We start from the raw sequence: 15,066 nt of genomic DNA on the forward strand, positions 1-15,066 counted from the left end.
CATGATTGAAATAAGGGAACATATTAATACTGATTTATGGAATAAATTTTTAGAAAGCCACTCTTTTGCAAATCCATTTCAATCAAATTCACTTTATAATTTTTATTTGGATTTGCATGGACATCATCCACTTTCATTATTTGCGGTTGATAAGAATGGAGAAATTGTTGGTTGTTTAATTGCAGTAATTCTTTATGAAAATAAAAGACTTACAAAAAAGCTTACTTCAAGGGTAATTTTATCTGGAGGTCCATTAATTTCTTCTAACGAAAATAATAAAATAATACTTGATTTACTGATCAAAAGCCTTATTAAAAAAGTTTCAAAATCAACTATATATATAGAAATCCGTAATTTTTTTGAATGGGAACCTAATTTGCTATCGGTTTTTAAAAAAAACAAGTTTGATTTTGAAGATCATTTAAATTTTATTGTTCCGTTAGAAAATATTTTACCTTCAAAAAAATTTAGCAGCAGTAAGCAAAGACAAATAAAAAAGGGTTTATCAAATGGTGCTGAAATAGTTAAAGCCTCAACAATAGCTGAAATATTTGAATTCTATAAAATATTATCAGATTTATATAATAATAAAGCAAAAAAACCTTTAGCTCCATGGTTATTTTTTAAAAATTTCTTTGAATTTAATTGCACTAAAAATGAAGGCATTTACTTGCTGGTTAAGTACAAAGCTAAAATAATCGGTGGAATTATGTGTATTTTATATAACAATAAAACAGTTTATGAATGGTATGTCTGTGGATTAGATTTGGATTATAAACAATGTTATCCAAGTGTTTTAGCCACCTGGTCAGCAATAGATTACGCTCATAATAATGATTATAAATACTTTGATTTTATGGGTGCCGGTTCTCCAAATACTGAATATGGCGTTCGTAATTTCAAAGAAAAATTTGGAGGTTATAAAGTTAATTATGGTAGATTTATATTAATTAACAAACCAATATTATATTTTTTAGGTAAATTGGGACTAAAACTTTTTTCATTAATCAGGTTAATTCTGAAATAACCTGATTAATGAATGATCCCGGAGCAAGCCCCGAGGTATCTTAAAGAAAGATCACCACAAACTAAGCTGTTGAGTATGCAATTGATTGTATCTCTTGCCTTGATTCTCAACATACTTCTTTATAACTTCCGTGTTGCCATATTGACCAACCGTATTCGCATAGTATTCACTTGTCCAGAAACTGCCACCCCACAATGCTTTCTTCACTTCTGGAAATCTGTGAAAAATCTCTCGGGCTGTGATGCTTTTTATGATCCTTATAATCTGTCCTACAGACATCGTCGGTACCCCCTGAACCAAAAAATGAATTTGGTCTTCATCTGTGCCGATCTCTACAAACTCTATTTCAAAACGATCGCCAATCTCTAGGCTGATCTCTTTAATCGCCTCACCAATCGGGCCACTTATCACCTCCCGTCTATATTTCACCGGAAAAACCAAATGATACAGAAGAAGTGTTTTGTTATGTCGTTTGTAGATATGTTCATCCATTCAGCAAATTTACGCTTTTCAAGCGTATCGAAAACCTTAGGTTTTCAAACTATCCTTTTTTACCCAGGTGCAAGCCCCGAGAAATTCTATTGATTAAAATCCAAATCTATTGTACTTTGATTGCCAACCTGCTTATGACTGTCATACAAAAGATGCTGAAAAGAAGCTGGGCGTTTTCAAACCTCATTAGTTTCTGCAAAATACACCTGCTTAATTATATTCACTTGCTAAACTTTTTGGAGAATCCGGATAAAGATTGGCAGAAAACCATCTATAGAGAGAGGCAAATCTCTCTTTTTAATGGGGCTTGCTTTTGAAAATCAGGAAAAATAACGGAAATAAGTATTGAAAATCACGTCGACATATTAAACTAAAATATTTTTGTATTGTTACCGGGCAATAGTGATTTCCTTTAATTTTTTTTGGAAATAATGTTATTTTATTTAATTTTGCAATCAAATTAATTAAATTGCATGGAGCAATTTTTACTTTTTTTTCATAAGGGAGAATTCAGGATAATTGCAGCATTTATAGTAGCTTTTGCTGTAACAGCCTGGGCTATTCCAATAGTAATTAGAACAGCTATAAAGAAAAATTTGTTTGCTTATCCTAATGGTCGCACCGTTCATAACAAAGCGATTCCTACCCTCGGTGGATTGGGTATTTATTCAGGTTTACTCGTTGCAAAATTACTGTGTGTAGATTTTCAAAACATACCTGAATTTCAGTTCCTGATTGCTGGTACGATAATTATTTTCATGATTGGCTTAAAAGATGATATTCTTCTCATCTCCTGGCAAAAAAAATTAGTCGGTCAATTAACTGCTGCAATCATCATTATTATTCTCGGTAATATGCGCATTACCAATTTTTATGGATTATTGGGTATTCATGAAATACCATATATCGTCAGCGTACTGTTTACTATTTTTGTTATCATAGTGATTGTAAATTGCCTCAATTTGATTGATGGAATTGATGGATTAGCTGCAGGCTTAGCAATAGTAATTACGGCAACCTTTGGAGCGTTTTTCCTGATCAACCGGCAGGTAGAATACAGCGTTCAATGTGCTGCACTCATCGGTGCCTTACTTCCCTTTTGGGCATATAATGTATATGGTAATAAGAATAAAATATTTATGGGTGATACCGGTTCACTGGTGATCGGTTTTTTTATAGCCATGTTGGTCATCAAGTTTTGCCAGGCCAACCTCGATACCACCATAGCATACCCTGTTCAATCCGCACCGGCAGTAGCCTTCGGCATCCTGATGATTCCCCTATATGATACCTTACGCGTATTTGTTTCCAGGATGTTAAGTAACGGATCCCCTTTTAAAGCCGATAAAAACCATATACACCATATCCTGCTTCGTTTGGGGTATTCCCACCTGAAATCTACCATCATACTCGTATTGGTCAGTATCTTTTTTATCATTTTATCATTTTTCCTTCAGGATATAGGTATGACGAAACTAATTACGGTACTCATTGTGCTGGGAGCTATTTTCACTACTTATCTGATACATCTGAATAATATTATTAAGAAAAAGGAAAAATCATAAAATTATGCGTCCATTTTGTGTCCTTTGGGGGCTTTTTTTATTGTCATTCCCTTTTGTCTCTATCCGGGCGCAACAATCACTCATTCCTGATACCCGTTATTTCTACGGTGATTATGAACCTTCTGTTTATCAAAAAGAAGCACGTTTTCATACTTCCGTAAAACCCTATTCCTTTCCGGAAGTAAACAGGATAGCAAACCAGGATTCTTTAAGGAATTTATACCTTGTAAAAAACAATTTTCACAAAAAAATATACAGAGGCATCTGGAACAAAGTCTTTAATGAACCTCTTCTTGGATTAAAGCAAAACGACATCCATATCACCCTTGATCCTTTAATGGATTTTGGCATTGGCAACGATTTTGAAACGAATAATAAATCCTGGACCAACACAAGAGGTTTTTTACTTAGAGGTGATATAGGGAAATATGTATCCTTTTATACAGGATTTTACGAGAATCAAGCAGAATTTCCTTCTTATGTAGATGATTTTGTGAAGCAGACCTCTGTAGTTCCGGGACAAGGTAAAGTAAAAAACTTCGGCACCAAATCCTACGATTATTCCATGTCGTTCGGCTATGTCTCTGTAGCACTTCCGCCTTATTTTTCCATTCAGTTTGGACATGGCAAAAACTCTTTTGGCGACGGCTACCGTTCTTTGTTACTGTCGGACAACTCCTTCAATTATCCCTATCTGAAGCTTACCACCACCTTCTGGCATATCAAATATGTGAACCTATGGGCACAATTTCAGGATTTAAAAACCATGACATCTGATAATCTTGGTTATGACAAGAAATATGGTGCATTTCATTATCTTGATTGGAGTGTTTCAAAGCGGCTAACAGTAGGCTTGTTTGAAGCCATCATCTGGCAGGCGGCTGACAGTACAGGCTACAGGGGATTTGATGTTAACTATATAAATCCGGCTATTTTTTACCGCCCAACGGAATTCTCATTAGGTTCCCCCGACAATGCATTGCTGGGCGGAAATATAAGCTATAAAATTGCAAAACATAATATTGCATATGGTCAACTAATACTCGATGAATTTAAAATTTCTCATGTACGCTCCGGTGACGGGTGGTGGGGAAACAAGCAGGGTTTTCAATTAGGATGGAAAAGTTTCAACTTATTTGGAATTTCAAATCTACGTTTTCAAACCGAATATAATTACGTAAGACCCTATACCTACTCTTATAAGTCGAGTATCAAAAACTACGGTCATTACAACCAACCACTTGCTCATCCCTACGGCGCAAATTTTAAAGAATGGGTCACTCTTATTAATTACAGGTACAATAGATATTTTATAGAACTAAAAACCATATATGCAGAATATGGTAAAGATACGGCTGGGTTAAACTTCGGTAAAGACATTTTCAAGTCGTATGAAACCCGCTTTAGAGAATATGATAATACAGTAGGTCAGGGTCTTAAAACGAATCTGTATTTTGTTGATTTTAATGCAGGATATTTTGTAAATCCTTCTGCCAACCTGCATTTTTATTTAGGTTATCGCTACCGTAATGAAAAAAACGATGAAGAAAATCAAAAGCTTTCATATTTTTATGTGGGAATTAGAACTTCTATCGAAAATTTTTATTACGATTTTTAATATTAATTTAAACTTTTTTGTTTTTATTGGTTTTAAACTTTTCAACCCAAAGCACCCACATAGAGAAAATCACCACATAGAAAAGGGGGCGAAATATATTATCATGGCTGAAATGCCATATATCCGGGTGATGAAGAGTGATATAGGATAATCCGACTATACGAAATATATTGGTAAGATATATCATTATCAACCCGGCAGGGATAAACCATGCTTTATGCTTCCACTGCCCCGGAAATAACAGCATAAGTAATATCCATTGAAGAAACTGCTTTACCCCGGAACACCCTGCAGTAATAGAAATATATCCATTATTGGTAAAAAACAAAGTGTCATTTGCCGTTTTTATCTGATAACCTAACAGATGTACATCAACCCATAAACTGGCAAGAAAAAGCTGATGTTTAAAAAAATTAAAAATAGCCGGTGTAATGATTTGTAATCCGAAAATCCTGTGATCTAACTTATTTGCCCAAAAACGATATAAAAAATGTATGGTTAAAGTAATAATTATAAAAATAAGTACATCCTTCACTACCAATATTTTTTTACTACTTAAATAATCATCAACTTCCTTTTTTATATCATAAAAAATTTTCATAATCAACTTCCTTTTTAAATAACCTTCTACCCTATCTTAATTATACCTATTAACCATAGATTATAACCAAGAATTCGGGGATAAAGATACATACTTATTATTTTTCAGATTAAATTTAATATTAAACTCAAGAAATTAAAAGTAATAAGCGAAAACCATAAATTTAAAACACCCTCCCAAAATTAACCTTTTGAAATAAACTTTATTATTGCCAACTGCTTACAGCGTACCGCCTGCTTATAAAAACAAAAATCTGAAATTATTGTCAGAATATGGCAAAGATACGGCTGGGTTAAACTTCGGAAAAGACATTTTCAAGTCGTATGAAACCCGCTTTAGAGAATATGATAATACAGTAAGTCAGGGTCTTAAAACGAATCTGTATTTTGTTGATTTTAATGCAGGATATTTTGTAAATCCTTCTGCCAACCTGCATTTTTATTTAGGCTATCGCTACCGTAATGAAAAAAACGATGAAGAGAATCAAAAGCTTTCATATTTTTATGTGGGAATTAGAACTTCTATCGAAAATTTTTATTACGATTTTTAATTTTTCTTTTTCAATAAATTCTGTGCAATATCCTGCAAATCTCCATACTTGCATAAATAAATTTCAAAACAAATAAGGATTTCTTCAAATTTTTCTAAAGGAAACCATTACTCTGCTAAACCTGCAAAATATCTCCCTGGCAGATAGCTTCTGTATTTTTCTCCGTCAAAAATTTCCAAAATCGTTTGGGCATGTGCTGCATCTGCAGACGCAAATTCCGGCGTTCCTTTATTGTTACCGAATCGAGGTAACTTAGCCAAAGTTGCTGAAATTGAATTTCATCAGCACTCAAAACTTTTTTCCCGGCTTTTCCATTTATCGAATTCATTTTACTGTTCTCAAGTTTTATCTGTAATATTTCTTTGGCAGTATGGTAAAATCCATACTTACGTTTCATATCATAAATCAGCCAGTTCTGAAGAGGATAACGATTTTTAAAATGATTGAGTACCAATGGCAATACATTATATTTCGGTTCGATAGGTGCAAAAAACATCTCTCCTTCGATTTCCTGAAAACGTGCAAACATCCTTATTCGTTCTGCTTCACGCGAAACTTTTTTAAAAATCTGATGTGTTTCGAGCACACAATTATCACCAAAATCACCTGTAACTGAATAAGGTGTGTCTAATATTTTATTAATAAACCTGAAAATTAACATCTCTATTCCTTGCATTTCCGATAAAAAAACACGGTAAATAAGTTGACTTTGGTTGTCGGGAAGGTTATCGTTGATTCGATGCCAAATGTTGTTGCACTTTTCTTCATCGGTAAACACATCGTAACGGCTATCCCACAGCGTTTCCTGATACGATGAAAATGTGCTTATCCTTTCTGGTTCGGTTTTCATTTCACGGACTTCATTTACCAAAGTGAGCAAGCCTTCAAATGTTCCATCATAAATAAAAATTGTCATAATTGTAATTTATTAATCATTAAATAATTGTAATTGCTTCGGTTTTTGCACACTATTGTTGTTTTCGGCAAGAAGCATCCTACGCAGATTTTCGGGTTTTATTTCTATTATCGTATTAGACTTCAGTTCGTTGCAAAGAATAAAATATTTTGCTCTTTTAATGACTACTCCCATTTTTTTTAAAGAAGAGTACCCTACTTTACCAAACCGGCGTGCCGAAACAATCAATTGTGCCGATTTTACACCTATTCCAGGTACACGCAACAGAATTTCATAAGGCGCACGGTTAACATCCACAGGAAAAATCTGGGGGTTTCGTAATGCAAAACTCAGTTTGGGGTCAATCTCCAATTCCAAGTTGGAATGCTTTTCGTTTACAATTTCATCAACGGTGAAATTATAAAAACGCATGAGCCAGTCAGCCTGATAAAGGCGATGTTCGCGCTGCAAAGGTGGGGATGCAAGCATTGGAAGCCGTTTGTCGTAGGCATTAACGGGTATAAAACCCGAATAATAAACACGTTTCAGATGATTTTTGCCATAAAGGTTCGATGCCAGGTGCAGGATACGGTCATCGTTGTCGTCGGTGGCTCCGATTATTAACTGGGTGCTTTGACCTGAAGGAGAAAATCTGGGTGCCGAACGGAATTTTCTGCGCTCTTCCTTGCTTTGGATAATTCCATTAGAAATATATTCCATCGGCTTAAAAATACCCTGATAATTTTTATCTGGAGCAAGAAGTTTAAGATTATTTTCGGAGGCAATTTCTACATTTACACTCAACCTATCAGCATATAATCCAGCAGCTTTTATTATTTCAGGGCTTGCTCCCGGTATGCTTTTCATGTGAATATATCCATAAAAATGCTGAACGGTTCGCAACTCTTTTATCACTTTTATCATTAAACTCATGGTGAAATCGGCATCGCGAATTACACCCGAACTTAGAAATAGCCCTTCGATATAATTGCGGCGATAAAATTCAATAGTCAGTTCTACAAGCTCTTTCACGGTAAATGTAGTCCGAGGGATGTCGTTGCTGCGGCGATTCAGGCAATAGACACAATCGTAAATGCAGAAGTTTGTAAGCATGATTTTGAGCAGTGAAACGCATCTTCCATCTTCGGTAAAGCTATGGCAAATGCCCCAGGCTGTGGAATTTCCTATTCCTTTACCGGGATTGTCCCTTCGGGTACCACTCGATGCACACGACACGTCGTAGCGTGCTGCTCCTGCCAAAATCTTTAATTTTTCAAACGCACTTTGCATTTGCTAATATTTTTAGCAAATATACATGTTTTTTTAGTAATAAAACATTTTCTTTAAAAAATTAAGTAAAATAACGGGAAATTGTAACTTACATTTTTTCAGGCACATCTATTCCAAGCAGCGACATCCCATTTTTTATTACAGAGGCTGTAAAAAATGATAAATGGAGACGGAAGTGCTTTAAAACAGCGTTTTCTTCCTTCATAACAGGAACTTCCTGGTAAAATGCATTGTAGGTTTTTGCAAGATCAAAAATATAATTTGCAATCAAAGCCGGACTTAGCATATCGGCAGCCTGCTGTACAATTTCCGGGAAATTACGGAGAGCATCCAATACGGCTTTTTCATTTTTATGTAGTTGTATGCCAGTGTATGCTATCTGTTCAGGATTATTATCCGCACCGGCTTTACGGAGCAATGAACGTATCCTTGCATGGGTATATTGAATAAAAGGTCCCGTATTACCATTAAAATCAATGGATTCTTCGGGGTTAAAAAGCATATTTTTCTTAGGATCAACCTTTAAAATAAAATACTTCAATGCTGCCATCCCTACTTTTTGGTAAAGCAATTCCAAGTCTTCGGGGGATGCCTCTTCTGCTTTTCCGAGGGCTTCAGTAGTTTTGCGGGCAGTATCAGTCATGGTATCCATCAGGTCGTCAGCATCAACCACGGTTCCTTCGCGGCTTTTCATCTTTCCGTGAGGTAGTTCAACCATACCGTAATTCAAATGATGCAGCTTTTCCGACCAAGAATAGCCAAGCTTTTTCAAAACGGCTTTCAGCACGTCGAAATGATAATTTTGTTCATTTCCAACCACATATATAAGTTGTTGTGGATAATATTCCCCATAACGCAGATGTGCTGTACCCAAATCCTGGGTTATGTAAACGGAAGTTCCGTCGGAACGGAGTAACAGTTTTTCGTCCAAGCCTTCTGAAGTAAGGTCTGCCCACACTGAGCCATCTTTGTTGCGAACCAATAGCCCTTCTCCGAGTCCTTTTTCAACGATTTTTTTCCCAAGCAGGTAGGTTTCTGATTCGTGGTAAGTTTTGTCAAAACTTATCCCCATCCGCCTGTAAGTAACATCAAAACCTTCATAAACCCAGGCATTCATAGATTTCCACAATGCAATGGTTTCCGAGTCGTGATTTTCCCATTTTACAAGCAACTGCCTTGCCTGTTGCATGAGAGTTGAACGTTTTTCGGCTTCTTCTTCCGGCATTCCCTGAATTACATAGCTTTTTACTTCTTCCTTAAATTTTTTATCGAAAAGTACGTAGTATTTCCCTACAAGGTGGTCGCCTTTTATTCCGGAACTTTCGGGCGTTTCGCCATTTCCCCACAATTTCCAGGCAAGCATTGACTTACAGATATGAATTCCCCTATCGTTTACCAGATTCACTTTAACGACATTTTTTCCGCTTGCTTTCAGGATTTGAGAAACAGCATTCCCCAACAAATTGTTACGGATATGCCCCAGGTGGAGCGGTTTATTGGTATTGGGCGAAGAAAATTCCACTACCACAGGTGCTTCGTTACCAGGTTGGGTGAATCCAAAATGGCAAATGTCTTCAGTAGATTTTAAAACTTCAATAAAAAATTCATCGGTAAGGCATAGGTTCAAAAAGCCTTTCACCACCTGAAAGCTACTGATTTCGGATATCGAAGACAAGAGGAATTTACCAATCTGGTTTCCTGTAATCTCGGGCGATTTGCGTGAAATTCCAAGAAGGGGAAAAATCACAACGGTTAAATCGCCAACAAACTCTGGATTGGTTTTTTGTATCTGAATGGCAGACGGTAAAATCTCTTTTCCATAGTTTTGCATCACGGCATCGGCAACAGCCTGTGCAATTTTTTGTTCAATCATTTTAATGAAGTTCGGGAATGCAAAGGTAAAAAAATGAGGCTAAAAATTACTTTTTACCCAAATGTGATAATACAAAATGATAATGTTTAGCCCAGATGCTTTTTACAACAGTTTTATGAAAGCCTGGTTTTTTAATTTTGGTTGTATTGTTCTCTGATTGCTTTCCACCACTTGGGAACAGCATCTGCAATAATTACAACGACACAAATCAGAATCAAGATTGTAAGTCCCAGATTTATTCCACCCTGCAATTTCATTTCAGGATTGAGAAAATGAGGCAGGTAGATATTTATGCTATTTTGCAATCCGGCTGTAAAGGTGGTAACCCCAACAAAAAGCAAGGGTACAATAGTAATCCAGGCATATTTCGCCTTTCCGCGGTTGATTATGTAGGTTGTTCCAACCACCAGAGCAACGGTAGCAAGCAACTGGTTTGCCGTACCAAACATAGGCCAAATAGTAGTTACACTGCCGGTATAAATAAAATATCCCCAGGCAAGCACCACGATCAAACTTGTCAACAAGTTACCGGGTAACCAGTTAGCACGGCCAAAAGGTGCATAGACTTTTCCTACGGCTTCCTGCAACACAAAACGGCAAATACGAGTGCCGGCATCAATGGTAGTGAGGATAAAAAGCGCTTCGAACATGATGGCAAAGTGGTACCAATACGACATTAAACCCTTTAAACCAGGTATTGAAGAAAAGATCTGTGCCATTCCCACTGCCAATGAAACGGCTCCTCCGGTACGTCCGGCAACTTTTTCGCCCACTTCGGCACTAAGCATGGGTAAATCGCTTTTTGTAAAGCCCATAGCCTTCAACTGAGGTAATATTTCCTGAAACTTTTCGGGAGAAACATTTATCTGGAAATAATCCAATGGAAACATACTTGCAGCAGCAATGAGAGCCAGCACACTAACAACCCCCTCGGCAAGCATAGAACCTACGGCAATAGGTTTAATATGTGCTTCGTTCATGATCATTTTTGGAGTTGTTCCCGAACTTATAAGTGAGTGAAAACCCGAAACAGCCCCACAGGCAATAGTGATGAAAAGATAAGGAAATAAAGTTCCGGGGATGATTGGTCCGCCACCATGGGTAAAAGCCGTGAAAGCCGGCATTTGCAAATTAGGCGCCACGATGATGATGCCAATTGCAAGCATACCTACTACCGTAAGTTTCATGATGGAACTCAGATAATCGCGGGGGGTAAGCAAAAGCCATACCGGCAATACCGAGGCAAAGAAACCATATCCGGCAAGTAATATTGTGAGTGTTTTACGGTCGAGAAGAAACCAGCTTCCTACGGCTGAGCCAGGAATATAACGCCCAAGTATTACTGCAAGTGTAAGTAAAACCACTCCAAACACCGTAGCTTCTACTGTTTTTCCTTCCCTGATGCGAAACATCCAGACACCCATCAGCAAAGCAATGGGAATTGTGCTGGCTATGGTAAAAGTTCCCCAGGCGCTTTCGGCGAGTGCATTCACCACCACCAAACCCAAACCGGCAAGGGCAACAATAAGTATCAGAATCACTGCCAGCGAAGCTACCGAACCGCTCAACTTGCTGATTTCTGCACGGGCTATGGCGGCAAGCGATTTACCGTCATATTCTACTGAAGCAGTAAGAATGACCAAATCATGTACTGCACCCGCTATCACCGCCCCTACTACCATCCAGATGAAGCCCGGAAAGTAGCCAAACTGTACGGCAAGTACCGGTCCGACCAATGGTCCGGCACCTGCAATGGCTGCAAAATGGTGTCCGAACAATACCCATTTACTCACAGGGTAGTAATTCTGACCATCGTACAATCGCTCGGAGGGAGTAGGACGGTCGCTTTTAAAAGTTAATACTTTTGCACTGATGAATCCGAAATAAAATCGGTAAGCAAGGGCAAAAATGGCTATTGCGCCAATTATCAATGGCATTGCACTCATAACTAAAAATATTTTTTCCCTGTTCAGCAACAGGTGTGGAGGCAAATTCTCCCTGTGTTTTACATATATTCTTTAAGTTCGGAAGCATGTTCCTTTTCTTCTTCAATAATTTGCCTGATGACTTTTTTTGAATCAGACCTTGTTTTTTCCAGCAATTCAGTATAGAAATTAACGCTGTTTATCTCAAATTTATAGGCAATATCGAGTGCTTCCTTTGAATTGTGAACCTTTTTTGCCATTTCGCTTCCGGCATTGCTGCGGCTAAAAATATGGTTATCGGCAAGATGATTGATATAATCGGCAGCATCATCTTTGCTGAATTCAAAATTTTCGGGTTCAAAATGTTCGGCTATATTCTGAAATGTGGCGATATGGCTGATTTCTTTTGCTGCAAGTTCGCCAAACAGTTTTTTTACTGTATCATTATCATTGATAGCTTCGGATGCCGTAGTGTAAAAAATATGCCCGTTCTCCTCTATCCTTATGGCTATTTCGATTATTTCTTCTCCGGAATAGTACATGGTAACCTCCTTTTTATTAAGTTTGGTCAAAATTAAAAAAAGTTTTTTCCCGGCAACACTATTTTGGATAAATAAAATTATTTTTTTTATTAGCTCTTTCTCATAATGAAAGTCTGAGCTTTACGGTTGGTTATTTGCTATTGGCTGTTAGCTATTTGCTTTTAGCTGTTGGTTATTTGTTTTTAGCTATTAGCTAATTACAGAAATACAATTTCTGCTATGTCGGGAGCGGAATTGCATCCCGATGACTATCGGGACAGCTTAGCCGGGGTTGGACTGAGTGTCGGCAAGATCAGTCAGTGTCAAGTTACAAAATGAAGTGTTACACAAATTAAAGTTAGTTAATTTGTTCAATTGCCACCTACCTTCTGAAATCCCTATGGCGTATAAGCCTTTATTAGCAACCAGGCTTTTTCCCCTGCTAAATTACATTTTTTAAATAAAGTGCAGTATGAGAATTATTACAAGCTACTAAATCCTCCGGAGTACCTTGAAATAGCACTTCACCGCCTTGTCTGCCACCTTCCGGTCCCATATCAATTATCCAGTCAGCATACTTAATGATGTCCAAATTATGCTCGATTACAATTACAGTGTTGTTTTTATTCACAAGAGAACGTATAATATTATATAATCGGAGAATATCTGACATATGTAAACCAGTTGTTGGCTCGTCCATAACATATATATTACCCGCCTTATGAAGTTCAGAAGCAATCTTTAATCGTTGAGATTCGCCGCCTGATAATGAACTTAATGATTGACCAATCTTTAAGTATCCCAAGCCCACATCTTGTAGCGCTTTTAGTTGTTTTGTGATTTTTGCCGAAGTAAAAAACTGAAAAGCCTCATCAACTGACATGTCTAAAATATCGGCAATTGATTTATCATGCAATTTTAGTTCAAGTACATCTGGTTTATAGCGTTTTCCTTCGCATTCATCGCAAACGGTTTTAACAGCATCTAAAAAATGAAGTTCGAAACTTAATAAACCTTGTCCATTGCATTTCGGACAAGCCCCTTTTGAGTTAAAGCTGAACAATGAAGCTTCTGCGCCTGTTGCGATAGCAAATTCTTTGCGTATTAAATCAAATATGCCAGTATAGGTTGCCGGATTAGCTCTTGACGATTTTCCAATTGCCGATTGGTCTATTACAATAGAATCAGGATATTGTTTTAGGAATACCTGATGAATCAGGCTGCTTTTTCCACTGCCTGCAACGCCTGTAATGCAAGTAAGAACGCCAACTGGAATATTAACAGACACATTTTTAAGATTGTTTACATTGGCATTTTCAATAGCAATAAATTCTTTTGCTTGTTTCCTCTTGAAAGCAATTTTTTCATCATTGAACAAAAATTCACCTGTTATACTGTTTGTTTTAGTTATTCCTTTCGGGTCGCCTGAATAAACAAGTTGACCGCCATATATCCCGGCTTTGGGTCCAATATCAATAATCCATTCGGCAGCACGAATTATTTCAGGGTCGTGTTCAACAACAAATACGCTATTCCCATTATCCCGCAACCTATTTAATATTGATAGGAGCTTAACGGTATCTTTTGGGTGAAGACCAATGGAAGGCTCATCTAAAACATACAGCATGTCGACCAAATTACAGTCGAGCTGACGTGCCATTTTTACCCGTTGCGATTCACCTCCCGAAAGCGTAGCAACCGACCTGCTTAATGATAAGTACCCAACTCCTATTTCAATTAATTGTTCAAGAAGAAATTGAGCCTTTCGCATCACAGGAACTGCAATATCCTCTTTTATTGATGAAAGGAATTGCAATACTTCAGTAAGTTCTTTTTCGCACAAATCGGCAATTGAAACGCCTTTAATCTTAACCGATAATGCCCGTTCGTTTAACCTGGCGCCTTTACAATAATTGCAATCGGAATAAATGATATACTTTTTATAAGCATCTTTTTCCTCATCCGGCGACTCGTCTTCGGCTTTGCCTGAAACTCCTTTTTCCAATTTCCGTGCAATGCCCTCGAAAGTTTTAGAATATGTGCCAGAACCATGCTTTTTGTTTATTGGAATTGGCTCGGTATACAGTAGTTTGTGCAACTCTGCTTCCGAAAAATCTTTCAGCTTTTTATGGACATCAAACAAATCAATTGCCGTTATCTCACGCCAAAACCAACTGCCCACCTGCATACCCGGGTAAATGACAGCTCCTTCGTAAATGGATTTCTCTTTGTCCAATAGCATGTTAATATCCACTTGAATCTGTTTGCCCAAACCATGACAATGCGGACACATACCCTCGGGATGATTAAACGACAATAGAAAAGATGGTCCGATAAATGGTTTCCCGACACGGGAAAATAACAAACGCAAATAGGTATTTATTTCGGTAGCTGTGCCAACTGTACTTCGCAGGTTGTTGCCCATTCGTTTTTGGTCAATAACGATGGCAGTCGAAAGATTTTGAATATCATCTACATCGGGGCGTGAAAGTTTGGGCAAGCGTGCTCTTGCAAAAGTCGAAAAAGTTTCGATTAGCTGACGTTGCGCTTCAACAAAAACCGTATCAAAAAGCAATGACGATTTACCTGAACCTGATACGCCAGTAAACACAACTAATTTGTGCTTTGGAATTTCAATATCAATATTTTTGAGGTTATGCGTGTGTGCATTTTTTATAATTATATTGTTCCTTTCCATACAAAAACTTC

General features: G+C 37.3%; 12 protein-coding genes. 4 read left to right on the forward strand and 8 right to left on the reverse strand.

What is annotated here, in order from left to right; genetic code table 11:
* Position 1 precedes the first annotated feature (1 nt).
* Positions 2-1,027: a peptidoglycan bridge formation glycyltransferase FemA/FemB family protein gene (locus M0R21_09675; GenBank protein ID MCK9618088.1), complete on the forward strand. Its 1,026-nt coding sequence runs from the start codon at positions 2-4 to the stop codon at positions 1,025-1,027.
* A 51-nt stretch (positions 1,028-1,078) separates the two neighbouring features.
* Here M0R21_09675 and tnpA read toward each other — a convergent pair whose 3' ends face one another.
* A complete protein-coding gene (gene tnpA, locus M0R21_09680; GenBank protein ID MCK9618089.1) occupies positions 1,079-1,519 on the reverse strand; it encodes an IS200/IS605 family transposase in 441 nt (146 codons plus the stop codon).
* Positions 1,520-1,992: 473 nt separating this feature from the next.
* Here tnpA and M0R21_09685 point away from each other — a divergent pair, with 473 nt between their 5' ends.
* Both M0R21_09685 and M0R21_09690 read left to right on the forward strand, forming a co-directional pair.
* On the forward strand, positions 1,993-3,084 hold the full coding sequence (locus M0R21_09685; protein MCK9618090.1) for an undecaprenyl/decaprenyl-phosphate alpha-N-acetylglucosaminyl 1-phosphate transferase: 1,092 nt from the start codon (positions 1,993-1,995) through the stop codon (positions 3,082-3,084).
* Between the two features lie 4 nt (positions 3,085-3,088).
* The gene (locus M0R21_09690) at positions 3,089-4,702 is read left to right on the forward strand and encodes a hypothetical protein (protein ID MCK9618091.1); all 1,614 of its coding nucleotides are present in this window, start codon (positions 3,089-3,091) and stop codon (positions 4,700-4,702) included.
* A 7-nt stretch (positions 4,703-4,709) separates the two neighbouring features.
* On the opposite strand, the gene M0R21_09695 is transcribed toward M0R21_09690, so the two are convergent.
* Entirely contained in the window at positions 4,710-5,303 is a 594-nt protein-coding gene (locus M0R21_09695; protein MCK9618092.1) for an archaeosortase/exosortase family protein, read from the reverse strand.
* 208 nt (positions 5,304-5,511) lie between these two features.
* Here M0R21_09695 and M0R21_09700 point away from each other — a divergent pair, with 208 nt between their 5' ends.
* Positions 5,512-5,853 carry a hypothetical protein gene (locus M0R21_09700; GenBank protein ID MCK9618093.1) on the forward strand — a complete coding sequence of 114 codons (342 nt, stop codon included), beginning with the start codon at positions 5,512-5,514 and terminating at the stop codon, positions 5,851-5,853.
* Positions 5,854-5,968: 115 nt separating this feature from the next.
* Here M0R21_09700 and M0R21_09705 read toward each other — a convergent pair whose 3' ends face one another.
* From M0R21_09705 to M0R21_09730, 6 genes are all read right to left on the reverse strand, one after another.
* Positions 5,969-6,769: a TIGR03915 family putative DNA repair protein gene (locus tag M0R21_09705; GenBank protein MCK9618094.1), complete on the reverse strand. Its 801-nt coding sequence runs from the start codon at positions 6,767-6,769 to the stop codon at positions 5,969-5,971.
* Between the two features lie 12 nt (positions 6,770-6,781).
* Entirely contained in the window at positions 6,782-8,038 is a 1,257-nt protein-coding gene (locus M0R21_09710; protein MCK9618095.1) for a putative DNA modification/repair radical SAM protein, read from the reverse strand.
* Between the two features lie 88 nt (positions 8,039-8,126).
* The gene (gene argS, locus M0R21_09715; GenBank protein ID MCK9618096.1) at positions 8,127-9,911 is read right to left on the reverse strand and encodes an arginine--tRNA ligase; all 1,785 of its coding nucleotides are present in this window, start codon (positions 9,909-9,911) and stop codon (positions 8,127-8,129) included.
* 131 nt (positions 9,912-10,042) lie between these two features.
* Positions 10,043-11,857, reverse strand: a complete 1,815-nt coding sequence (locus M0R21_09720; GenBank protein ID MCK9618097.1) for a carbon starvation protein A — start codon at positions 11,855-11,857, stop codon at positions 10,043-10,045.
* 59 nt (positions 11,858-11,916) lie between these two features.
* Complete coding sequence (locus M0R21_09725; protein MCK9618098.1) at positions 11,917-12,408, reverse strand: ferritin family protein; 492 nt, start codon at positions 12,406-12,408, stop codon at positions 11,917-11,919.
* A gap of 391 nt (positions 12,409-12,799) precedes the next feature.
* Positions 12,800-15,055, reverse strand: a complete 2,256-nt coding sequence (locus M0R21_09730; GenBank protein MCK9618099.1) for an excinuclease ABC subunit UvrA — start codon at positions 15,053-15,055, stop codon at positions 12,800-12,802.
* Positions 15,056-15,066: the final 11 nt, after the last annotated feature.

This window comes from Lentimicrobiaceae bacterium, from assembly GCA_023227965.1.
In the GTDB taxonomy this organism is placed as follows: Bacteria; Bacteroidota; Bacteroidia; order Bacteroidales; family JALOCA01; genus JALOCA01.

What these genes read in the sequence shown, in the direction of transcription:
- M0R21_09675 (MCK9618088.1), top strand. Translation starts at nt 2, where the DNA reads ATGATTGAAATAAGGGAACATATTAATACTGATTTATGGAATAAATTT.
- tnpA (MCK9618089.1), bottom strand. Translation starts at nt 1,519, where the DNA reads ATGGATGAACATATCTACAAACGACATAACAAAACACTTCTTCTGTAT.
- M0R21_09685 (MCK9618090.1), top strand. Translation starts at nt 1,993, where the DNA reads ATGGAGCAATTTTTACTTTTTTTTCATAAGGGAGAATTCAGGATAATT.
- M0R21_09690 (MCK9618091.1), top strand. Translation starts at nt 3,089, where the DNA reads ATGCGTCCATTTTGTGTCCTTTGGGGGCTTTTTTTATTGTCATTCCCT.
- M0R21_09695 (MCK9618092.1), bottom strand. Translation starts at nt 5,303, where the DNA reads ATGAAAATTTTTTATGATATAAAAAAGGAAGTTGATGATTATTTAAGT.
- M0R21_09705 (MCK9618094.1), bottom strand. Translation starts at nt 6,769, where the DNA reads ATGACAATTTTTATTTATGATGGAACATTTGAAGGCTTGCTCACTTTG.
- M0R21_09710 (MCK9618095.1), bottom strand. Translation starts at nt 8,038, where the DNA reads ATGCAAAGTGCGTTTGAAAAATTAAAGATTTTGGCAGGAGCAGCACGC.
- argS (MCK9618096.1), bottom strand. Translation starts at nt 9,911, where the DNA reads ATGATTGAACAAAAAATTGCACAGGCTGTTGCCGATGCCGTGATGCAA.
- M0R21_09720 (MCK9618097.1), bottom strand. Translation starts at nt 11,857, where the DNA reads ATGAGTGCAATGCCATTGATAATTGGCGCAATAGCCATTTTTGCCCTT.
- M0R21_09730 (MCK9618099.1), bottom strand. Translation starts at nt 15,055, where the DNA reads ATGGAAAGGAACAATATAATTATAAAAAATGCACACACGCATAACCTC.